The 21,949-nt window shown below is 53.6% G+C and carries 19 protein-coding genes; 16 read left to right on the plus strand and 3 right to left on the minus strand.

The annotated features are described in order from the left end of the window. Positions 1-182: 182 nt before the first annotated feature. Genes H7C19_RS11385 through H7C19_RS11405 form a run of 5 tightly spaced genes read left to right on the plus strand, consistent with a single transcriptional unit; the run spans position 183 to position 5,077 of the window. Complete coding sequence (locus H7C19_RS11385) at positions 183-1,667, plus strand: M81 family metallopeptidase (RefSeq protein WP_185142766.1); 1,485 nt, start codon at positions 183-185, stop codon at positions 1,665-1,667. Beyond that, positions 1,664-2,983: an aspartate aminotransferase family protein gene (locus H7C19_RS11390; protein ID WP_185142767.1), complete on the plus strand. Its 1,320-nt coding sequence runs from the start codon at positions 1,664-1,666 to the stop codon at positions 2,981-2,983. Before H7C19_RS11385 ends, H7C19_RS11390 begins: the two co-directional genes overlap by 4 nt. Before the next feature lie 36 nt (positions 2,984-3,019). Further along, a complete protein-coding gene (locus H7C19_RS11395) occupies positions 3,020-3,853 on the plus strand; it encodes an SMP-30/gluconolactonase/LRE family protein (protein WP_185142768.1) in 834 nt (277 codons plus the stop codon). Between the two features lie 19 nt (positions 3,854-3,872). Next, the gene (locus tag H7C19_RS11400; protein ID WP_185142769.1) at positions 3,873-4,298 is read left to right on the plus strand and encodes a RidA family protein; all 426 of its coding nucleotides are present in this window, start codon (positions 3,873-3,875) and stop codon (positions 4,296-4,298) included. Continuing rightward, positions 4,295-5,077 (plus strand): IclR family transcriptional regulator, encoded by a 783-nt coding sequence (locus tag H7C19_RS11405; RefSeq protein WP_185142770.1) that lies wholly within the window; start codon positions 4,295-4,297, stop codon positions 5,075-5,077. Before H7C19_RS11400 ends, H7C19_RS11405 begins: the two co-directional genes overlap by 4 nt. An 11-nt stretch (positions 5,078-5,088) precedes the next feature. Here the strand turns inward: H7C19_RS11405 and H7C19_RS11410 are convergent, their stop codons facing one another. After that, positions 5,089-5,961 carry an AraC family transcriptional regulator gene (locus tag H7C19_RS11410; protein WP_185142771.1) on the minus strand — a complete coding sequence of 291 codons (873 nt, stop codon included), beginning with the start codon at positions 5,959-5,961 and terminating at the stop codon, positions 5,089-5,091. Positions 5,962-6,089: 128 nt separating this feature from the next. Here H7C19_RS11410 and H7C19_RS11415 point away from each other — a divergent pair, with 128 nt between their 5' ends. From H7C19_RS11415 to H7C19_RS11465, 11 genes are all read left to right on the plus strand, one after another. Further along, complete coding sequence (locus H7C19_RS11415; RefSeq protein ID WP_221469194.1) at positions 6,090-7,862, plus strand: amylo-alpha-1,6-glucosidase; 1,773 nt, start codon at positions 6,090-6,092, stop codon at positions 7,860-7,862. Between the two features lie 13 nt (positions 7,863-7,875). Further along, a complete protein-coding gene (locus tag H7C19_RS11420) occupies positions 7,876-8,631 on the plus strand; it encodes an SDR family NAD(P)-dependent oxidoreductase (RefSeq protein ID WP_185142773.1) in 756 nt (251 codons plus the stop codon). Further along, positions 8,628-9,422 (plus strand): creatininase family protein, encoded by a 795-nt coding sequence (locus H7C19_RS11425; protein ID WP_185142774.1) that lies wholly within the window; start codon positions 8,628-8,630, stop codon positions 9,420-9,422. Before H7C19_RS11420 ends, H7C19_RS11425 begins: the two co-directional genes overlap by 4 nt. Next, entirely contained in the window at positions 9,419-10,540 is a 1,122-nt protein-coding gene (locus H7C19_RS11430) for a hypothetical protein (RefSeq protein WP_185142775.1), read from the plus strand. The genes H7C19_RS11425 and H7C19_RS11430 overlap by 4 nt, the downstream gene beginning before the upstream one ends. A 44-nt stretch (positions 10,541-10,584) precedes the next feature. Then, entirely contained in the window at positions 10,585-12,141 is a 1,557-nt protein-coding gene (locus tag H7C19_RS11435; RefSeq protein WP_185142776.1) for an FAD-dependent oxidoreductase, read from the plus strand. Between the two features lie 43 nt (positions 12,142-12,184). Then, positions 12,185-13,501 (plus strand): ABC transporter substrate-binding protein, encoded by a 1,317-nt coding sequence (locus H7C19_RS11440; protein WP_185142777.1) that lies wholly within the window; start codon positions 12,185-12,187, stop codon positions 13,499-13,501. A gap of 30 nt (positions 13,502-13,531) precedes the next feature. Next, positions 13,532-14,410: a carbohydrate ABC transporter permease gene (locus H7C19_RS11445; RefSeq protein WP_185142778.1), complete on the plus strand. Its 879-nt coding sequence runs from the start codon at positions 13,532-13,534 to the stop codon at positions 14,408-14,410. Then, positions 14,403-15,233, plus strand: coding sequence for a carbohydrate ABC transporter permease (locus H7C19_RS11450; protein WP_185142779.1), 831 nt, complete (start codon positions 14,403-14,405; stop codon positions 15,231-15,233). Before H7C19_RS11445 ends, H7C19_RS11450 begins: the two co-directional genes overlap by 8 nt. Before the next feature lie 201 nt (positions 15,234-15,434). Beyond that, complete coding sequence (locus tag H7C19_RS11455) at positions 15,435-15,614, plus strand: GapA-binding peptide SR1P (RefSeq protein WP_185142780.1); 180 nt, start codon at positions 15,435-15,437, stop codon at positions 15,612-15,614. 18 nt (positions 15,615-15,632) lie between these two features. Continuing rightward, the gene (ppdK, locus tag H7C19_RS11460; protein ID WP_185142784.1) at positions 15,633-18,290 is read left to right on the plus strand and encodes a pyruvate, phosphate dikinase; all 2,658 of its coding nucleotides are present in this window, start codon (positions 15,633-15,635) and stop codon (positions 18,288-18,290) included. A gap of 60 nt (positions 18,291-18,350) precedes the next feature. Beyond that, complete coding sequence (locus H7C19_RS11465; RefSeq protein ID WP_313731567.1) at positions 18,351-18,989, plus strand: helix-turn-helix transcriptional regulator; 639 nt, start codon at positions 18,351-18,353, stop codon at positions 18,987-18,989. 187 nt (positions 18,990-19,176) lie between these two features. Here H7C19_RS11465 and H7C19_RS11470 read toward each other — a convergent pair whose 3' ends face one another. Further along, on the minus strand, positions 19,177-20,871 hold the full coding sequence (locus tag H7C19_RS11470; protein WP_185142781.1) for a response regulator: 1,695 nt from the start codon (positions 20,869-20,871) through the stop codon (positions 19,177-19,179). 91 nt (positions 20,872-20,962) lie between these two features. Further along, positions 20,963-21,949, minus strand: a 987-nt coding sequence (locus H7C19_RS11475) for a hypothetical protein (protein WP_221469196.1), incomplete at its 5' end; no start/stop codon positions are given.

The raw sequence follows: 21,949 nt of genomic DNA on the forward strand, positions 1-21,949 counted from the left end.
CTAATTTTCAGGCTCGTTCTTTGTTTATTGATGTACGTGAGTTTATTTCCATAAATGGATTCAAAAACATTTTCCAAATATAAAATAATTTTCTTGATGTGAAATGAGAGCTCATGCTACAATGACTTCCATAATTTAATAAATGTATCATTCATTAGGTGTGAAAGCGGGTGAGCTTTTGCATGGCAGAACCGTTACGCATTGGGGTAGTGGGTGTTTACCATGAAACGAACACGTTTGCACCCGGGTTAACGCACTTGAGTGACTTTAGTCATTGTTCCACGCTGGGAGAATCCCCCTTTATGGAGCTGTTTCGGCATACCCGGACTACGATGGGAGGAGTGATCGATGCGTCGCTGCAAGACTCCATTACGCTTGTGCCCGGATTGTATGTTTCGGCGACGCCTGGCGGAATCGTGTCCGATGAGACTGCGAGGCAGATTTTGCAACAGCTGACACATTCGATTCAACCAGGTCTTGATGGGTGGGTCGTTATTCTTCATGGCGCGATGGTGTCAGAGAGTTGTCAGGATATGGAGGAAGCGATACTGGAGGCCATCAGAAGTCGCATCGGTATAGATATTCCCATTTCCGTCACTGTGGACCTGCATGCCAATCTGGGACCAAACATGTCCCAGTTATGCAACTTGCTCGTCGGGTACGATACTTACCCTCATATCGATGCCTATGAACGTGGGATGGAAGCTTTGCAGCTGCTGGTTCGCCAAATTCGTGGAGAGATTCAGCCTGTGATCGCATTGGCCAGACCGAATATGCTCGTGGTTCCTCAAAAAATGATCACGACGCAAGGTGTCATGAAGCAGATCATGGAGAAGGCGTTTGCAATGGAGCGTGACCCCGACGTACTGAATGTAACCGTTTGCGGCGGATTTCCGTACAGTGACGTCCCTTTTGCGGGAATGTGCTTTGCGGTGACGACCAACGGGCGGGAAGCCTTGGCACAGTGCTATGCGGATGAGCTGGCTCAGCTTGCATGGTCTCTTCGCGATCAGTTTCGAGTTGAAGCTATTGGCGTGAAGGCTGCATTGCGATCCGTCCAGGAGGCCCATGAGGGACCCGTCATTCTGGTGGAAGGGTCCGATAATGTAGGCGGCGGTTCTCCTGCCGATGGAACGCATCTCCTACAAGAGCTTCTGAGGCTCCCTCAACGTAGCCTGATCGTTATTCGCGATCCAGACGCGGTTACGATTGCATGCCGGCAAGGTGTAGGCGAAGTCTTCTCTTATCCGGTTGGAGGCAAAAGCGACAGCCTGCATGGCATGCCGGTTCCTGTCGAGGGGAAGGTCCGGCTGCTTTTCGATGGCATGTATACGCATCGAGGGCCTTACATGAAGGGCGCTATTGCTTATATGGGAACAACCGCCGTTATTGAAGCAGGTCCTGTTACCCTTGTTCTCACCTCCGAGCGGGTGCCTCCCTGGGATATCGGGCATGTAGAATCATTAGGGCTGCATCCATCTTCTTTCCACATCATTGTAGTGAAATCGGCCGTAGCCTGGATCAGCGCCTTTGGACCCTATGCCAAGAAGATGATCGAGGTGGACACTCCCGGCTGCTGCACCGTCTCGTTGCAGAGTCTCCTCTACCGTCATGTACCTCCATCTGTATTTCCATGGAATTCAGTTGCAAAGGAGCATGCAGAATGAACCGATACCGACAATCGATCGACAAATTTCAAGAAGCAAAAGCTTATGTAGCGGGAGGGGTAGCCAGCAGTCTCCGGGTTTCGATGAAGCCGGCGCCCTTGTACGTACGCAAAGCGTACGGGGCGATCATTCAAGATGCGGACGGCCATGAATACATGGACTACATGCTGGCTTATGGCCCTTTGATCTTGGGTCATGCCCATCCCGGGTTTAACGAACGAATCCTCGAGGCTCTGCGGAAGGGGAGCACCTACGGCATGCAGCACGACGGCGAAATTCAACTGGGCCGGCGTTTAACGGAAATATTGCCTTGCGCCGAGCAAGTTGCATTCAGCGGATCGGGGACCGAAGCGGTGATGCTGGCACTTCGGTTAGCGCGAGCCTATACCTCAAAGCGAAAAATCGTCCGTTTCTATGGTCATTACCACGGATGGTCGGACGCCATTTTTACGTCTTTCCCCAGCCCGGACTTTTCCTCCGCCCGCCCGACCGAAGGGAACTCGGATATCGTCCCGGGTACAAACGGACAAAGCCGCAGCAGTCTGCAGGATATCATCCTCTTGCCGTGGAACGACCCCGAAGCTTTGGAGGAGACGCTGACGCAACATCATCATGAGATCGCAGCAGTCATAACTGAGCCCGTTATGTGCAATTCAGGCTGTATTGCACCCAAGCCGGGCTATATGGAATTCATGCGGGAGTTGACGTCAAAGTTGGGCATCGTGCTCATCTGGGATGAAGTGATCACCGGCTTTCGCATGGGGCTTGGCGGTGCGCACGAACGATTCGGCATCCTTCCGGATCTTGTGACGATCGGCAAAGCATTGGGTGGCGGAATTGCTCTAAGCGCGGTAGCGGGCAATAGAGAGATGATGCGTCTCATCGAAGAAGGAACCGTCATGCATCTCGGGACGCTCAATGGCAACGGCTTGTCGACAGCAGCCGGATTAGCGGTCATTGAAGAGCTGTCGAAGGAGGACGGACAAGTGCTCAAGGACATGGAGAACACCGCACTCCGTCTGTCGGATGGCATTCGATCTGTGCTTGGCCGGAACGGTCATCAAGTCGTCGTCAATCAACTGGGTCCGGTGTTTCATGTCATGTTTATCGATAGAACGGAAGTGAATGATTTCGATACGTTTAATCTTCGGGATACGAACCTGTATACACTATTTGCCGAAGCGCTGCTGCACGAAGGGATACTCGTTCGTCCCAATGGACTTTGGTATGTCTCGTCGGCCCATGGCGAGAAAGAAACAGAGAAGACTTTGCTTGCGGTAGAACGGGTTGCTCGGAAGATAGCCGTCCATCCATAATCAGGTCGTAGAGATGAGGAAGAGAGGCGAGAGTCATTGTTGTATAAAAGCCGCCTTTTGACAAAGCCGCATGTGTTTACTTCCGGCATTGAAGGACCTGCCTGCGATAGGGAAGGTAATTTGTACGCCGTAAATTATGCCAGAAAGCATACGATTGGAGCGGTCACGCCGCAAGGAGACAGCCGTCTGTTTCTCGAGCTTCCTGCAGGAGCTACCGGGAACGCGATTCGATTTCATCCATCGGGTCGAATGTTCATAGCCGACTATACCGGGCACCGTATATTAAGCGTGGATATGCAATCGCTGGAGATCGATACATTCATGGAGCAGCCTGCGATGAACCAGCCTAATGACCTCGCTGTAACAAGGAGCGGCATTTGGTTTGCCAGCGATCCGAATTGGAAGCAATCGGATGGAAAGCTTTGGCGTATCGACGAGAACGGCAAGGCGGAGCTGCTGGAGTCCGGAATGGGTACCACGAACGGTATTGAGGTCAGCTATGACGAACGAACCTTGTACGTGAACGAAACCATTCAACGACGAATATGGCAATACGATTTGACGGCGGACCGTCGGATCAACAATAAACGGCTATTCTATGAATTTGCCGACTATGGACTGGACGGCATGCGCTGTGACGTGGAGGGAAATGTGTACGTGACGCGTTTCGGGAAGGGGACGATTGCCGTGCTTACTCCACAGGGCAAGCCGATAAGGGAAATTACGTTGCACGGCAAGCAGTGTACGAACCTAACCTTTGGTGGTACGGATGGCCGTTCCTGCTATGTCACGATGGCAGATACAGGGTCAGTCGAAACCTTCCGGACGGAGGTCGCGGGAAGATGCTGGGCACTTTTGCATGGACAATAAAGGAAGGGAGCGACGCTAGATGAAAGAACCTGTGTCGACACACGAAAATAATGGAAAACCTTTTAGTTCCGCCATTCAAGCGGGAGGGTTTATTTATGTATCCGGCCAAGGGGGATTAGACCCGAATACCGGGAAAGTGGTTAGCCCTGATTTAAAGGGACAAACCAACCAGACGCTGCACAATATCCAAAGCATCCTGCATGAAGCCCATGCTACCTTGGACGATGTGGTCAAAGTGAACGTTTATTTGAAGGAAAGGGCCCATTATGAGGAGTTCAACGAAATTTATGGGGGGTTTTTCTCGTATCCGTTTCCTGCCCGAACCACGATTTATTGCGATCTGAATTTTGACATTCTGGTAGAAATCGATGTGATCGCACTTGCCCCGACGGCTGCTGACGGCGTACATGATGGGACATCGACTAAAGGACGGATGCATCTATGAGTACATCGGAAAAATCAAACCTAACGGTCAAATCGGCCGACCGCGTCTTGGATATATTTGAATTGTTCGCGGAAGCGGGAGTACGTGAATTAAGTCTAATGGACATTGCGCGACGCCTGGAGCTCCCCGCGAGCAGTGTTTTCAAAATTGTTCAAAATCTCGTTCACCGGGGATACCTGGAAAAGGATGAGCACGGCAAGTTGTTTCATCTTGGCTATAAAATTTTTCAAATCGGCGCCCAATACGCGCAACATACGAATCTGACCGCAGAGTTTCAATCTATCGCGCAGCAGATCGTCTCAGAAGTCAATGAAGCCGTGTATTTATCCATCCGAAGCGACAGGAATATTCTCTATATAGCCGAAAAACAAAATACGCATCCGGTTCGTTTTGTTTCGCATTTGGGTATGCAGCTGCCGCTCCATACGACAGCTATGGGCAAGCTATTTCTAAGCGCCATGCAGGATCAGGAGATTGCGGCCATGTACGAAACCCAGAGTCTGGGGCTGCTTACCGATCATACCCTGTCCGATATGGATCAGCTATTGGAGCAGCTTCGTGAGATTCGCCGGACCGGGGTTGCTTACAGCAAGGGAGAAGCAGTGCAAGGGATTCAATGCGTAGCCGCTCCCATCGTAAATGCGAAGCAGGAAATCGTGGCGGCCATGAGCATTTCGGTTCCGTTAAGCCGGTTGGACGATATGACCTGGCATCAAATGGAGGAACAGGTCGTACAAGGCGCAAGAAAGCTTAGCTGGCTGTTGTATTATCAGGCGTAGCAAGAATGGGTCTATCCCTCCGTGAATTTTTTTCTTAACTCAAGCGGGGTAAACCCATTCATTTCCTTGAATACTTTGTCAAAATAATTGACGTTACAAAAGCCTGTACGCTCTGCAATTTGCGTAATCGTCAAATCCTGCTGAATCAATAGCCGTTTGGCCATCTCAACCCGATAACGATTGATGAACACCGTGGGAGTGACTCCGGTCACTTTTTTAAAGAAACGGGTAAAATGAAAAAGGCTCATGTTCACCAGAGAACCAAGGGTGTCGGTATAAATTTTTTGATCGTAGCAAGATTCGATAAAATCAAGAGCGGGCTTGAGGCGTTTGTAGTGGGCGAGACTTTTGTCCAAATCTTTGTTCAGGCATGTTTCTCTCTGATAACCTCGGAGGATAGGGATGATCATGCGGTAGAGGGAAGACTTGATCATCAGCTCGCAGCCGATCGCTTGCTTGGCGTATTCTTGGTAAGCCAATTCAAAAGGAACAACCAATTCATTCCATATCGGATGAGAGGGGAGAATCGGTTCCAAAATGGGAGCGGTTTGAATAAATCGGGCGTACACATGCTGCGATTCGGAATGCTCCAAGGAGCCGGCTAACAGGGACATATCAAATATAAAGCCGCGAATGGTACAACTCTTGCCGTGTAATGCTTGCATGGAATGAATCTTGCAGCTGTTGATAAAAAGAATAGCCGGTGCGTCCACGGTGAAGGTTCGGTTGTCAATATGGACCTGAGCGGTGCCCTCCAAAAGATGAATAAATTCAAGGTGATCATGCCAGTGAGGTCTTACCAGATGAGAGGAGCTCTTCACTTCCGTCATCCGCAATGGAAAGCGCTTTCCTTCGAAAGGTTCGATTTTCTTCAAAGCATCCAATTCGGACCACCGCCTTGTCAGCCTGATGATCGTTATTATAACTTAGCTTATTGACATCCGAAAGGAGGAAAAAGGAGCAAAATCTTGTAAGGAAAGCGCAGATTGTTCTATAGAACACGTTATTTGAATTGCGCGATAATGAAGACACCAAGAAAGCAATTCATAAGGGAGAGAACGATTTGAAGAGCAAGACGTTGATGCAGGTTCGGCGCAATATGCCTAATTTGTGGATGGAGGGAGCATTGTTCGCGTTCTCCGGTTATGATGGACGGACGCATTCAAGCTCTCGATTTGTAGCTACAGCAGGAGCTGACGATTACAGCTTACTGTTCCATACTCCGAAACGGAGATGGCTGGAGTTTCAAGCCATTCCACCCGGGAACGTTCAAATTGCAACGGGCGACGTCTTATTAGTAGACCATGAAGAGGGTCCGCTGCTCGCGGTATTTCAGAGCTGGCACACGCTAGTCGGAACAGCTCCCGCGACCGTGGATATGCAGCTGCGATTTGAAGAAGAAGACGGGGGCGAGGTTCGTAGGGAGAATGCGTTTCTGGTTACGGAATCAGCGGATGGACAGGATGCTGTCGTACTGCTTAGACACGAGGACCGTTGGGCGCTGGCTTACGGTAGCCGAGTGGAAGAAGCAGCCGAGCGGGCCGTGAAAGGATTGGCATCCGACGTCTGGAATGAAGCGGAGGACCGGATGCAATTTTATCGCCATGCTCCCCGATTGGAAGATCCGCTAAAGGAGAGGCTGCTGCTCAAATGCTTTAGCGTGATGAAAGTGAATACGCTTGCAGCCGAAGGCGTTATTCATCAGCACTGGTCCACGCCGGATCGTGTTCCCCACCAAGCGATGTGGCTGTGGGACTCCGTGTTTCATACATTTGCAATGAATAGGGTGGATCCGGCGATCGCCTGGCATTTTTTGAAATCGGTGCTGGATACGCAGCAAGAGGATGGAATGATTCCGCATACGACAAAGGTGGATGGGTCAAGCTCGAATATGACGCAGCCTCCCGTGCTCGCATGGGGGGTATGGGAAAATTATCTCCATACGAGGCGAAAGGACGATTTGCGGTATGCGCTTCCCCGGTTGGTACATTATTTGTCCTGGGATATTGCGAACCGTGACAGTAACTGTAACGAGCTGCTCGAGTGGATGATTGAGGGTAACCCGTTATGCCGCTCCGGCGAGTCGGGGATGGACAATTCTCCGCGGTTTGATCGTGCGGCCTTGTTGGATGCGGTTGATTTTTCAGTATTCGTGGCTCAGGATGCTCATTATATCGGACGCATTGCAGATGAGGTCGGGGACATCGAATTAGCGAACGAATGGAAGCGGAAGGCGGCCAATGTACGCGCCCAAATTCATAGCAGCCTCTGGGATGAGAAAGAAGGCTTTTATTTTGATAGAGATATGGACGGGAGTCTCTCCGGAGTGAAGGCGGTGAGCGGATTTCTACCTTTGCTTCTGGACGGATTGCCCCCGGAGCATGCGCAACGGCTGGTCTCCTTGCTTCAAGACCCTAACCATTTCCAAACGAAGTTTCCGATCCCCACGACGGCAGCCTCGGAAGCGGAATACGGCACGGACATGTGGAGAGGACCGGTATGGCTTAATACGAACTACCTTGTCTACATCGGACTTAAGAGGCAAGGGAGGGAAGAGGAGGCGGATCGGCTGGCCCGGCAAACGATTGAGATGGTTCAAAAATATTATGAAAGATTCGGGGTGATCTTCGAATATTTCGACTCCTCGGATCGTGTTCCTCCTATCGCTTGCGATCGCAAGGGACCTCCATCGGCTTTATATGACATACGGAAAAAGATGGATGTAGTCCGTGATTTTCATTGGTCGGCGGCATTGACGGCTTGCATGTTAATGGAACTGACATAGGAGGGGGGAGACTGTGGCTCAATTGAATGGGAAAGTCATTCTGGTAACAGGTGCACTGGGGAAGCTAGGTTTATCTGCCTTCAACCTGTTCTTAGAGAGAGGTGCCCGGGTGGTAGCTACAGACCTGGCTTCTCCTGAAGAGGCGAGCCAAAAGCTAGATCATACTGTTGCTGCTGCACGAAAGACGGAATGGATTTATATGAGATCGGATGCGCGCGATGAAGAGCAAGTCATCTCGGCTCTCGAATGCATCAGGCAGCGTTGGGGGCGCTTGGACGGTCTGTATCATAACGCCTATACGCAAATTTCCAAACCGGCCATGGAGCTTACTTCAGTGGAGTGGAATGAAGTGCTGTCCGGCACCTTAACCAGTACGTTTCTGGTGAATAAGTCTGCACTTCCTCTGATGATTGAATCTGGAGGCGGCGTCATTCTAAATACCTCTTCGGTCTTGAGTCAGAAGGTAAAACCGGCCTGTATGGCTTATGGCGCCGCCAAAGCAGGCGTCAATCAGATGACCCGCGTCCTCGCTGCCGATTATGCGCATAGAGGAATTCGAGCGAATGTTCTGCTGCCTGGGGACATCAAGACGGAGGAGGCGCTGCGTCAACTAACCCCGGCTTTCAAGCAAGCTGTCGCCGCACAAACACCGTTGGGCCGATCAGGTACACCCGAGGAAGTTTCCGAGCTGGCTGCCTTTCTACTATCTGACGCGTCATCTTATATCACTGGAGCATTGATAACCATTGATGGGGGATTTGCGTTATGAACGATTTTCTGTTTCATCATGGAACGCGGGAGACATTAAAGAGGCAGGCCAAGGAAGGGTATGTCGTAATCGTTCCCTTGGGGGCGACGGAACAGCATGGACCGCATCTACCCGTTTGCACAGACACGATGATAGGCGAACATATTGTCCTTGAGGCGTGCAGGAAGGCTGCCGATTCGATGAAGCTGCTCATGGCTCCTATCCTTCCGGTAGGCTGTTCGCAGCATCATTTGGCTTTCGGCGGCACCTTGTCTTTCTCCTCCTCGACGTATCTTCTTTTATTGAAAGAGCTTGGCGAAAGCCTCGTAGCCGGAGGCTTCCGTAAAATCATTTTTCTGAATGCGCATGGAGGCAATGAGCCTTTGATGCACCAAGCAGCGCAAGATCTTGCCGTTCAGCATGACATCTGGACTGCTTCCGCTTCCTATTGGAGCTTGTCCCGAGAAGCGCTCAATGAGCTGCATGCTCATGAGATGGGGATGGTTCCGGGGCATGCCGGAGGGTTCGAAGCCTCGTTGATTGCTTCCTTAGACCCCCAACTCATCCAAGGAGGGCAGGATACTGTAGAGGGGGCTAAGCATCTGCAGCGTTCATGGATACATGGAGGGCCTCCAGGTTCTTATGTAGGTAAACATAACGAATTGACCGGGATGGACGGTTACACGGATTCCATCTCTCCCATGGACGGAGCCAAAGGCGCATCCTATTTGCAAGCCATAATTGAAGCAACGGCCCATTGGCTCTTGCAAGTAGACCAATGGATGAATGAAGGGGCGCAGGCAACCACATGAACAACCGAGCGGAACGCAAAAAAGTGGCTGCCATCGTTACGGAATACCGTCCCGATTCCCATGCGGAAGTCATCCTTGGAAGACTGTTGGGTCAATTCGGTTATAAGCCGCAGATTGATGTCGTTGCGCTGTACCTGGATCAGGAGCCGCTGAACGATATAGGAAAGGAGGCTGCACGCGTCAATGGAATCCCTGTCTATGCGTCAATTGGAGAAGCGATCGCCGCACCTCATGCCGGACTCCCGGTAGACGGCGTTCTTCTGATCGGCGAGCATGGAGACTATCCATGGAACGAGAAGCGTCAGAAGCAGTATCCGCGCCGTCGCTTTTTTGAAGAAACCTTCCGTGCGCTGGATCAGTTGGGGCTTGCTGTTCCGATATTCAACGACAAGCATCTGTCTTATCGGATAGAGGATACGGAGTGGATTTATAGGGAGATTACGCGAAGAGGGCTTCCCTTTCTGGGGGGTTCGTCTATTCCGCATACGCCACAGGTGCCAAGCTACCCGTCCAAGCGATTGCGGCAGGCCAAGGAAATTTTCGTGGTCAGCTGGCTTGGCATCGAGTCTTATGGATTTCATGGAATGGAGGTGCTGCAAGCGGCGGCAGAACAAAGAGACGGAGGCGAGACCGGCATTCATTCGGTGCAGGCTTTGGAAGGGAGGTCCGTATGGGCTGCTATGGATCGGGGAGAGATCCCCGAGGAGCTGATGGTTGAAGCGTTACGTACGGTAAGCGGGCCGCTGCCGGGGCATCCGAGGGAGCATGTAGATGTTCCCGTCGTATTCATCATCGCGTACTGCGACGGTGTGCGAGGATACGTCCTTCAATTGCAACGCTTTGTAAAGGAATGGGCTCTTGCCTTTCGGGGAGCTGATGGGAAGATCACGGCAGCTCGCTGCGAAAGCGGATGGGAGCGGCCCTACAGCCACTTCGAAAGGCTAACGAAACAGATTGAGCAGCTGATCCTGACCGGCCGTTCTTCCGTACCTATTGAACGTACATTCGTCACATCGGCCATGATTAACCTGGGAATGGAAGCGCTTTATACAGGTAAGAAACGGGTCGCATCCGAGCTTCGATCCATCCGATATTCCCTGCGGAATCCTTCGGGATGAACCCTGCGAAAGGATACAAAACGAAACCAAAGGGGAGATCGCGGATGAGCGCTTTAGCCAACTTATATTATTACAAGACCAAACAGCAGCTCTCCGATCCACCTCGACGCATGGATGCGGATTTATGCATTTATGGCGGTACTCCCGCGGGTGTAGCGGCAGCTGTCCAAGCAACTCGCATGGGTCTTAAAGCGGTTATTGCCGAATTCGGACGGAATATTGGAGGGATGACCTCTAGCGGGCTCGGACGAACGGATATTGGGGATAGGACTGCCATCGGCGGCATTTCCAGCGAGTTCTATGAAGCGCTTGGCCGGCATTACGGAAGCGATGAGCCGGACGGTAGAACATGGGCTTTGGAGCCTGGGGTAGCTGAGAGAATCATGACGGAATGGCTAGAGCAAGCGAAGGTGGAGGTTCGCTTGGAGCAGCACTTGGACTCCGTAGAGCTGAAATCCGGTCGCATTAAACAGATAACAATGGAAGATGGCACGATTTACTCCGCTCCAATGTTTATCGACGCCTCATACGAAGGGGATCTGCTGGCTCGGGCCGGCGTATCGTATCATGTGGGCCGGGAATCCAACACCGTGTACAAAGAAACCTTGAACGGTATCCATTTTGGCCATCCGAAGCATAACTTTATGGCTTGGGTGGATCCCTATGTCGTAGAAGGGAAAATGGATAGCGGTCTGCTGCAGGGCGTAACCCAGGCCGCGCCGGGCGTGCAGGGCCAGGGAGACGATTCCGTGCAAGCGTACAATTTCCGGATTTGCTTGAGCGGCAATCCGGAGAATCAGCTTCCTTTCCCTGAGCCGCCCGGCTATAACCGGGATGAATTCTCCTTGCTGGCCAGATATATCCATAGCGGCGTCTGGGATGCCTTGAAGCTTAATAAGATCATGCCGAACCACAAGAGCGATTTGAATAACTGGGGTGCGGTTTCAACAGATTATATCGGAAAAAATGATGCATGGCCCGAAGCGAACTACCGGGTTCGCGAGAAGCTCTTCCAAGAACATGTCCACTATAATATGGGCATGCTGTATTTTCTGGCGAATGATGACGGCATTCCCTCATCGATCCGAGCCGAGGTTCGGGCATGGGGCTTGCCCGCCGACGAATTCCAAGCTACCGGCGGATGGCCTCATCAGCTTTATATTCGCGAGGCAAGACGCATGATCTCCGATGTCGTTATGACGGAGCATCATTGTCGTCATTACTCCACCGTAGAGGATTCCGTAGGGTTAGCCGCATATACAATGGACTCCCACAATTGCAGGCGATTAGCGCTAGACGGTCGTTGCATCAATGAGGGTAATGTGGAAATCAGTCCGAAGGGTCCTTATTCGATCTCCTATCGAGCGATCATTCCCAAAGGAGAGGAATGTACGAACCTTGTCGTACCGGTATGTCTCTCTTCCTCCCATATTGCTTACGGTTCTATACGGATGGAACCTGTATTCATGATTCTAGGTCAATCCGCGGCTACAGCGGCCGCACTGGCGCTACAGCATCAATGCGCTTTGCAAGAATTGGATTACGGCGTGCTGCGCAACCAGCTGCTGGCGGATCGTCAAATTCTGCATGCCGAGATGTAATACATTGATTTTCAAATAATACTTAGTGGGAGGTTATACGCTCATGAACACAAAGGCAACGGCAATTGGACTTCTTGCAGCCCTATCTCTTATGGTCACTGCCTGTTCATCCAACAAGCCTACAGATGCCCCGGCGAGCGGGAAGCAGGTCGGAGAGGGGATGGCGGCTTCGCCCCAAGAAGTCACCGTTAAAATCGGTCTGCCAGGGGGGTATGATATCACCAGCGAGAAGATCATCACTAATTTTCAAGCCAAGTATCCGCATATTAAGCTGGACATCGAAGAGACGCCCTGGGCTGATTTTGTTACCAAAATCGTGACGCGTATTGCGGGCAATAATGCGCCTGATCTCTGGTTGCAAGAAAATGCCGTTGTGCTCGGGTACGGCAAGCGCGGGGTTGCGGAAAACCTGGAGCCCTACATTACGCGGGATCTGAAGACGGATGAGTATGTCAGCGCACTGACCTCCGCCGAGCTGGACGGCAAAATCTATGGCATTCCCCACGGAATTAATCCCGGCGCGCTCGCCTTTAATAAACGGATTTTTGAAGATAACAACGTGCCGCTGCCAACGGACGATTGGACCTTTAATGATATGATCGAGGCGGCCAAGAAGCTGACGAAAGATACGAACGGAGATGGAAAGCCCGATATCTTCGGTTTTCAGACAGGGAATAATATTACGCTCGGCTGGCTGCCTTGGATGAGGGCTTACGGCGGTTCTGCCCTGGATGCGACATTGACGAAATCGAATTTTACCGATCCGAAATCGATCCAAGGACTGACGGCATGGGCAGATACGATCAATAAGCTGAAGATCAGTCCGACTCGGGAAGCTGCGAACACCGGCAAATTTTTTGAGAATGGGAAGGCGGCCATGACCTTCTTCCAATATGCGACTCAGGTTTCGCTAAATAAGAATAAGCCGGACCTGGATTGGGATACGGTCATGATGCCGAAAGGGATGGACGGCAAGCGTTTCGTTCCGATGGTGGTGAATCAATGGGTACTATACTCGAAGTCGAAGCCGGAAGTGAAAGAGGCGGCATGGACGTTCCTCAAGTACTATTTAAGCGATGAGGGACAGAACTTGCTCTCCGAAAGCGGAACTAGCTTGCCTGTGAAGAAAACGGCCTTGGCAGAACTTGAGAAATCGACGACCAAGCCGCTGAACAAGAAGGCTTTCACGAAGGGGATTGAAGAAGCGGGAGGCACCTTGGACGAGAACCCGTCCTGGAACGAATGGAGAGCCGCAGCCGGTCCGATCCTAAACGACATTATGGACGGAAAGCGGACGCCTGAAGACGGGACCAAAGAAATTCAACAAAAGGTTCAGCAAGTGCTGGATGACAATAAATAAACGGAATCGACAAGGAAAAGGGGTGCTAGGATGCGCAAACAAGGCTTGTGGGGCTTCGCTTTCACGTTACCTTTTGTCCTGCAGCTGCTCATATTCTTCCTGTTCCCCTTCGTATTTTCCCTTTACCTGACATTTGCGAAGTGGGATTTATTCAATCCGCCGCAGTGGATTGGCCTGCGAAACTGGGACCAGCTGCTGCATCAGAAAGTATTCTGGCTCTCGCTTCGCAACGTCGGCTTTTTTGCGGTACTGTTTGTACCGCTGCAGACCATGGCTGCGCTATTCCTTGCGTACTTGCTTAATCAACAGCTTAGGGGCAAATCGCTGTTTCGACTCGTTTTTTTCCTGCCGGTCATCACGCCTTGGGTAGCAGGAGGCATGATCTGGCTTTGGATTTATAACAATGAATACGGATTGTTGAATTGGATCTTGCAATCCATCGGAATCCAGCCGGTCGATTGGATCCGCAGCGGGAACTGGTGGCTCGTCATCGGTTCCATCGCCGTGGTCAACATCTGGAAGGGGGCCGGGTATTCCATGGTGCTGATTTTGGCGGGTATGCAAAATATATCTAAAGAAATGCTGGAGGCGGCACGGATGGATGGAGCCAACGGTTGGACGCTATTTTCCAAAATTACAATTCCTATCGTCTCTCCCATGGTATATATGGTCATGATCTTGTCAACCATTTCCGCATTCCATGCTTTCGATGTGTTCCTAGTTATGCTAGGCGATGTCATTTCCGTTGCGGATCGAAATATGGTGCCGAATATCCTCATCTACAGGGATTCCTTCCTCAACTTCAAGATGGGCAGTGCATCGGCCATGGCTTGGGGGCTGTTCTTGATCATTCTGATCATCACCATATTCCAGAAGGTGACTGAGAAAAGATGGGTGCATTATGAGTAATAGCCATACCGTTCTGAAATTAGCTGCCTATCTCGTCTTAGGAATTGGATCGCTCCTCATGCTGATCCCGTTTCTGTATATGCTTTCGACTTCCTTGACGGCGCCAGGGTCCGAATTGACGCTGCCTCCCAAGCTGGTGCCCGATCCGGTCGTCTGGAACAATTACCGGCAGGTATGGGTCGAAGTCAACTTCCTGCAGTACACCATGAACAGCACCTTTATTACAATGATGGATCTGATCGGGATGGTTGCTTCCTGTGCGATTGTTGCGTACGGACTAGCTTTTTTTGAATTTCGAGGACGGAATTTGATCTTTTTAGCGATGCTCGGCACGATGATGCTGCCTTCTCAAATTACGATGATCCCAACGTATTTTATTTGGAAATCCGTCGGTGCGCTGGACACTTACTATCCGCTTATTCTGAGAAGCTTTCTGGGAGGAGCCTTTGGAATTTTCCTGCTTCACCAGTTTTTCAAGACGCTGCCTAAGGAGCTGTATGACGCCGCATGGGTCGATGGAGCGAATCCATGGAAAATTTTCTACGCCATTTATTTGCCTTTGGCGAAACCGGCCTTGTCTGCCTTAGCGGTTTTTACATTCATCAGTGCCTGGAATAATACGTTAGAACCTCTTATTTACCTGCAGGATAAGCATATGTTTACGCTGCCTCTCGGGTTGCTTTTTCTGAAAAACGAAGTGCAAAATCGGATGACGCTTATTATGGCTGGCGCGGTCACAACCATTATCCCCGTCCTTTTTGTTTTTCTGTTTGCTCAAAAGTATTTCGTACAAGGAATTGCTTCGACGGGTTTGAAAGGCTAGCTTCAACATGATTGATTGAGATTTAACCCGATGGGCCCATCTGCGACGATCTAGATGATGGGCTTTTTGGCGTGGTATAATGCGTACTTATTGTCCTTTTTCATGTATATATTACTCATATATCAAAAATATCTTGCCACTAATCTGAGTACTATTTATAATTATGACGTACTAAAACAAACTTCCGAAGGGGGAAGGACAATGGATCGCGCAACGGGCTTGACGGACAGCGTACAGGCGGACCAGCAGGAGCTGGGCGTCGTCATCTGCATGAATTGCAATGAGGTATTGTTTACGTTGCCGACGAACGGCTACAAAAAAATATACGGTATCTGTCCCGACAATTCATGCGCGGATCGAAAAGACAAGAGCGGAGAGTGATCGGAAGTGAAAGGTAAAATGGTGTACTCTTTCGACGAAGGAAAAGCCAGCATGAAATCGTTGTTGGGAGGCAAGGGTGCCAATCTGGCCGAAATGACTCGAAGCGGCCTTCCCGTTCCTCCGGGATTTACTGTGACGACGGAAGCTTGCCATGATTTCTTCCAGGCGGGGAACCGCCTGACGGACGAACTCCTGCAGCAGATTCACCGGGCGTTATCGCTGCTCGAGAAAGAGAAGAACCAGCAATTCGGTCATCCGTCGAATCCGCTGCTCGTCTCCGTCCGGTCGGGGTCGGTAACGTCCATGCCGGGCATGATGGACACCATCCTCAATTTGGGTTTGAACGACGAGACGGTGGAGGGGCTGGCAGCGGCAACGGGCAACGAACGGTTTGCCTATGACTGCTACCGGCGTTTGATCCAGATGTACGGCAACGTCGTACTCGGAATCGAGTCCTTCCAGTTCGAGCGCTTGCTACATCGAATGAAAAAAGGTTTGGGCGTCGAACAGGACCAAGAGGTGAAGGCGGATGGTTGGCGGAAGTTGATCGCGGATTACAAGAAATGCGTCAAGGCGGCGACGGGTGCCGATTTCCCGCAGAACGTGTACGATCAGTTGAGAGGAGCGGTAGAAGCCGTATTCCGTTCCTGGAACAATCAGCGCGCGAAAGTGTACCGCAAAATCAACCGCATCCCGGATGATCAGGGAACCGCCGTTAACGTGCAGAGTATGGTTTTCGGGAACCAGGGAGAAGATTGCGGTACCGGCGTCGTGTTCACCCGGGACCCTTCCACGGGAGAGAAGGTTCTGTTCGGCGAATTCCTGATCAGCGCCCAGGGCGAAGACGTGGTAGCCGGAGTCCGCACCCCCCGCGCCATCCAAACCTTGGCGGACGAGATGCCGGAAATCTACGAACGGCTCGTATCGGTATGCCGGCAGCTGGAGCAAGCGTACAAGGACATGCAGGATATCGAGTTTACGGTCGAGACGGGGAAGCTGTACATCCTTCAGACGCGGAACGGCAAACGAACCGCGCAAGCGGCTTTGAAGATCGCCGTCGATCTCGTCGATGAAGGCGTGATCCGGCAGGAGGAAGCCCTGCGGCGAATCGAGGTCTCCCATCTCGAGCAACTGCTTCACAGGGGATTGGAAGAATCTGCGCCCATGGATGTGTTGGCAAAAGGCCTTCCAGCCTCACCCGGCGCCGCGATCGGCATGGCGGTATTCGATGCCGACACGGCGGAGGAATGGCACAAGTCGGGTAGACAAGTCATTTTGGTCCGTCCGGAGACGACGCCGGAGGATATTCACGGCGTGCTTGCGGCTGAAGGCGTCCTAACGAGCCGCGGAGGCATGACGAGCCACGCTGCGGTCGTGGCGAGGGGAATGGGCAAACCGTGCGTATGCGGATGCGAAGAGATCCGCATCGATCTGGAGCGGAAGACGATGCTCGCGGGCGGACGCGCGGTCCGGGAAGGAGACTGGATCACGCTGGACGGCGTGAGCGGCAGAGTCATAGGCGGAGCAGTGCCGTTGAAAGAAGCGAGCGCGTCGGATGAGCTACTCCGGATATTGGGCTGGGCCGACGAAATCCGGGCTTTGCGCGTATACGCGAACGCCGATAACCCCGAGGACGCGAGAATCGCGCGAGAGCATGGAGCGGAGGGAATTGGATTGTGCCGCACGGAGCATATGTTCTTCGCTCCGAATCGGTTGACCGCGATGCAGAGCATGATCATGGCGGACTCGCAGGAAGATCGCAAAGCCGCATTGGACCGACTGCTGCCGATGCAGCAGCACGATTTCGAAGGGATCTTCGAGGCAATGGACGGTCTTCCCGTGACGATCCGGCTGCTGGATCCGCCGCTACACGAATTTTTGCCGAACGTGGAAGAGTTGAAGCAGAAGATTCTTCAGGCGGATTCGGAGGCAGAGCGAGATCGACTGAAGCGGATGATCCGCAAGGTCCATTCTCTGGAGGAGGTCAACCCAATGCTCGGACAACGGGGCTGCAGGCTGGGAATCGTCTATCCGGAAATCTACGACATGCAGATCGAAGCGGTATTCAAAGCGGCCTTGGCCGTCATCGACCGCGGGGGGACGGTCCTGCCGGAAATCATGATCCCGCTCGTTGGCGACGCAAATGAATTGAAGGTGTTGCGGGAACTGGTGAACCGCGTGGCGGATCAGGTTCTTGTCGCGGACAAGAAACGGGATTGCCTGTACAAGGTCGGCACGATGATCGAGGTGCCGCGCGCCGCCTTAATGGCTAGACATATTGCGGTGTACGCCGATTTCTTCTCCTTCGGCACCAATGATTTGACGCAGATGACGTTTGGCTACAGCCGGGACGACGCGGAAGGCAAATTTCTTACCCACTACCTGGATAAGAAGCTTCTGCCCCACAATCCGTTTCAGGTTTTGGACTCGGAAGGCGTGGGCCAACTGATCGAACTAGCGGTACAGCAAGGTCGTTCATTGAAACCGAGGCTGAAAACTGGAATTTGCGGGGAGCATGGCGGCGATAAAGACTCCATCGCGTTCTGCCACCAAGCCGGACTCGATTACGTCAGCTGCTCTCCGTTCCGAATCCCGATGGCGAGAATCGCCGCAGCCCAGGCGGCAATCGAACGGCAGTCCGTGGAAAAGAGGACCGAAGACGCGCAGGTGGTATGATCCTTCTGTCGGATCGGTTACAATGGTGGGAGAGTTGCAGTTTTCCGGGAGGGAACTACCATCGAACTCACGTCCCGCCAAGCGGAAATCATCGAGTTGGTCCGCAAGCACGCACCGATCACGGGAGAACGGATCGCGGAACTTCTCGGCGTAACCCGCCCCACCATACGGTCCGACCTAGGATTGCTCGTTATGCTCGGCTATATCGATGCCAAACCGAAAGTCGGCTATTTCGCCGGCTCCGAAAGCCGGGAAGCCAAATCCGAGATCGCCCCCCGGGCGGAGACACGCGTTAGGGAAGTGATGGGGGTCCCCATCGTCCTCCTGGAGACAGCTACGGTCAGCGACGCGATCGTCATGCTGTTTCTCGAGAACGTGGGCAACCTGATCATCGTGGACGCGTCCGGTTCGCTCGCCGGGATCGTCTCGAGGAAAGATTTGCTCAAAGTTACGTTCAACAACCCCCAGGCGTCCACCGTGCCGCTGAACATGGTCATGACCCGGGCCCCTAACGTCATCACGATTGCGCCCGACGAAACCGTCCGCGAAGCCATGGGCAGAATGATCCAGCATGAAGTGGACGGCCTGCCCGTCGTGGAGCGGAGCGGACCGGAGGCGGCGCCAAGAACGGAAGTTATTGGAAGAATCACGAAGACCACGGTAATCAAGCTGCTGTACGAGGCAATCAGATTGACATAGCAAAAAGCCGTGGTAATCTCCGCACGGCTTTTTGCTGTGAACATTTGATCAACGTTACTTTCTCGGGAGCACACTGGGCAATGGACAGACCGAGTCCGGTTCCTCCCTGGGCGCGTGAGCGGACCTTGTCGCCCCGAGAGTCAGCGCATAAAAAGCGCTGACTCTTTCTGGCCCGTTCGATTCAACCCTATTCCGTCAACCGATCCCGGTACTCCTGCGGCGTCATGTGCAATTCCTTCTTGAACACCTTCGTGAAATAATGAGCCGACTCGAAGCCGACGCTAGCCGATACTTCGTGAATCTTCAGCCGGGGAGAGGCCAGCAGCTCCTTCGCCTTCTTGAGCCGCAGCGCTTTGATATGGTCGGACAGCCGGATGCCCGTCATCTGCCGGTAGAGGCGCGACAGATAGGTCGGATGCAGGTACACGTGGTCGGCGAGCCGATCCAGCGACAGATCCTCGGACAGATGCTGCTCGATGTATTGATTGACGGCGTTTAAAATTTTCCGCGTCCGGTCCTGCTGCTCGCCCGCCCGCAGCTCGAACAGCCGGACGGACAGTCCGCGGTAGTAGTCTTCCGTCTCCGCCCAAGAGACGAACGCCCCCCTGCGCAGCAGCGTTCCCGCATCCATGGACGCCGAGACGGCTTCGAACAGCCCCCATTGGTTCATATAGGACAGGAACAAGGAGGCGAAGGCATACTCGAGCTCGACGAGAAACGGATGATACGCGGGAAAGGGCAGCAGCGCCCGAGCCGAGTCCGCAATGTCGTCGTACAAGGCGAAGAACTCTTCTTTCTGACCGCCGAGCAGCAGCGCCTCCAGCTGCTTGACCGCCTTCAGCCGCAGGGCGACATCTTGCTTGGTCAGTCCGTCCGATTCGGGTGAGGGAGCGTCCCGCGCCGGATCGGACAGGAGCAGCTCCGCGTCCTGGCCGAATCCCCGCTGCAGCAACTGCTCCAGCCGCATGTACTGCGCCGCGGCCAAGGACCACGGGCAGCTGGCCGAGCTGACGGCGACGGACAGGGGCAGCTTCAGAATCGTCCGGCACGTCTCCTGGATGTCGGACATCGTGCCGCGCACGAAGGCGGTGCACGCGTCCCAGTCCGCGCCCTCCGCGCCCCCCGCATCACCCGCATCGTCATCGCCGGCTGAGTTCGACGCGACCGCGGGCTGGATCAGCCACACGATACGCGTCGGACTGATCGGGAACGAGATCACCCGCAGCGTATTCAGATACTCTTCGGAGATGTTCCGCAGGGCGTACAAGAGCAGCGACTTGTCCGAAGCCTGCAGACCGTCCGGCCAGCGGTCGACACGACCGACCGCCAGCAAGACGCGCGCCCCCGCCGAGAGAGGGATGTCCAACTCCGCGAAGCGGTCCCGATGGGCCGCCGCGGCGCCCAACTCTCCTTGCAGCAATCCCGCCAGATATTCCTTGCGCAGCATCGGCCCGGCCGCCTGCATCTGCTCCTTGGCCGTCTGGAGCAGCGAGTCGGATACCCGCTCGTCCTTCAGCTGGTCGATGGCTTTGCCCACAGCGGCGAGGATCGGCTCATCGCCTTCCACCTTGAGGATGTAGTCCATGCCGCCGTTGCGCATGGCGGATTGGATCCATTCGAAGTCGCTGTAGCCCGTCAGAAAAATAACCTTGCAGCGCGGCCAGCGCTCGTGAATCTTCTGCTGCAGCTCGATCCCGCTCATCCCGGGCATCTGGATGTCGGTCAAGACGATATCCATCTTGGTGCCAGCTAATATCGTCAGCGCCTCGAACGCCGAATAGGCGCGGTACGCGTTCAGCTCTTCCGATCTCCAGTCCAGGAATTGCTCATAAAGTCCGTTGACGATGCGCGGTTCGTCGTCGATGATCAGAAGATTGTACATATGACGTTTCCTTTCCCTGTTGAGGTACCATCGAATCCACTTCTGCGGAAAAGGGGCAAATCCTGCATGGACGTCCGAAATGGACGCCCGGCTAGTCCGCGATGAGCCGGATATCGTCCAGCAGGCCGAGATCGATCAGGTCGTAATCGGCGGCGGGCGGCGGACCGTAGAGCGGCGAACGCTTCCAATGGGCGGGCCAGGCGGTCTTGCGCGGCCGCATCGGGTCGTGGAACGGGCCGAACAGATTCTTGAAGCTGCCGCTAATCCGGACTCGGACGGCGTTGACGCCCTCCCGGAGCAGGGACGTTACGTCCAAGGCCTCGCCTTGTCCCGCGCCGAACAGGCCGGCAAAGGATTCGTTGACGTGCAGCGACGCCGCGGTGCCCGCCCACCGGGGCAGACGGATCGTATGGCGCTTGCCGATATCGTCCACGACAAAGCGGTTCTCGTAGACGGCGCCTTGCGCATAGAACGGGAGACCCTGCGCTCGCCATGACCCGATCCCGAGCGGCGACGGCTTGCCGATCGTCCAACGGCTTTCCTCCTCGATGACGGAGAACGGTCCGCTCAGATAGATGGACTCCAGCTCCATCCGAATATCGAACGGCCGGGCGCCGAGCGTGATGACGTTGTCGCCTTCCGTCACCGCTCCGGCGATATCGGCCGCGTGCAGATGGTGATCGAGCGGAGAAGTCCGATCGGACCAGACGGCCTCCTCGCCGTTGATCTGCAGCCGATAGAGATTCCCCCGCTCCACCCACAGCAGGAGCCGATCCGGGATCGCGTCCTTGCCGACGCGGAACCGGAAGACGGCTTCGAACCCGCTGGAGGAAGGGAAGTCGTTGCGGTCGAGCAGCCTGCGCTTGAATTGAACGGCATTGTCCCAGGGATTCATCTCGAAGCCGTGGCTCTCGTAGATCAGCTTCTGCGCGTGGATGGTATTCAGGCCTTCGAAGCGCTTGGAGCCGACGCGCAGGTCGCAGAAGTCCAGCACGAGCGTATTGTCCTGCTCCAGTCTCGCCTCCGTCGGACCGAGCGGCGCGATGAACGCGTCACGGCCGATCCGGATCGGCGAAGG

It is taken from the genome of Cohnella nanjingensis, assembly GCF_014212125.1.
Taxonomy (GTDB): domain Bacteria; phylum Bacillota; class Bacilli; order Paenibacillales; family Paenibacillaceae; genus Cohnella; species Cohnella nanjingensis.

Coding starts and splice junctions, on each gene's coding strand:
- H7C19_RS11435 (WP_185142776.1), top strand. CDS start 10,585: ATGAGCGCTTTAGCCAACTTATATTATTACAAGACCAAACAGCAGCTC.
- H7C19_RS11385 (WP_185142766.1), top strand. CDS start 183: ATGGCAGAACCGTTACGCATTGGGGTAGTGGGTGTTTACCATGAAACG.
- H7C19_RS11440 (WP_185142777.1), top strand. CDS start 12,185: ATGAACACAAAGGCAACGGCAATTGGACTTCTTGCAGCCCTATCTCTT.
- H7C19_RS11450 (WP_185142779.1), top strand. CDS start 14,403: ATGAGTAATAGCCATACCGTTCTGAAATTAGCTGCCTATCTCGTCTTA.
- ppdK (WP_185142784.1), top strand. CDS start 15,633: ATGGTGTACTCTTTCGACGAAGGAAAAGCCAGCATGAAATCGTTGTTG.
- H7C19_RS11455 (WP_185142780.1), top strand. CDS start 15,435: ATGGATCGCGCAACGGGCTTGACGGACAGCGTACAGGCGGACCAGCAG.
- H7C19_RS11390 (WP_185142767.1), top strand. CDS start 1,664: ATGAACCGATACCGACAATCGATCGACAAATTTCAAGAAGCAAAAGCT.
- H7C19_RS11425 (WP_185142774.1), top strand. CDS start 8,628: ATGAACGATTTTCTGTTTCATCATGGAACGCGGGAGACATTAAAGAGG.
- H7C19_RS11405 (WP_185142770.1), top strand. CDS start 4,295: ATGAGTACATCGGAAAAATCAAACCTAACGGTCAAATCGGCCGACCGC.
- H7C19_RS11445 (WP_185142778.1), top strand. CDS start 13,532: ATGCGCAAACAAGGCTTGTGGGGCTTCGCTTTCACGTTACCTTTTGTC.
- H7C19_RS11400 (WP_185142769.1), top strand. CDS start 3,873: ATGAAAGAACCTGTGTCGACACACGAAAATAATGGAAAACCTTTTAGT.
- H7C19_RS11430 (WP_185142775.1), top strand. CDS start 9,419: ATGAACAACCGAGCGGAACGCAAAAAAGTGGCTGCCATCGTTACGGAA.
- H7C19_RS11470 (WP_185142781.1), bottom strand. CDS start 20,871: ATGTACAATCTTCTGATCATCGACGACGAACCGCGCATCGTCAACGGA.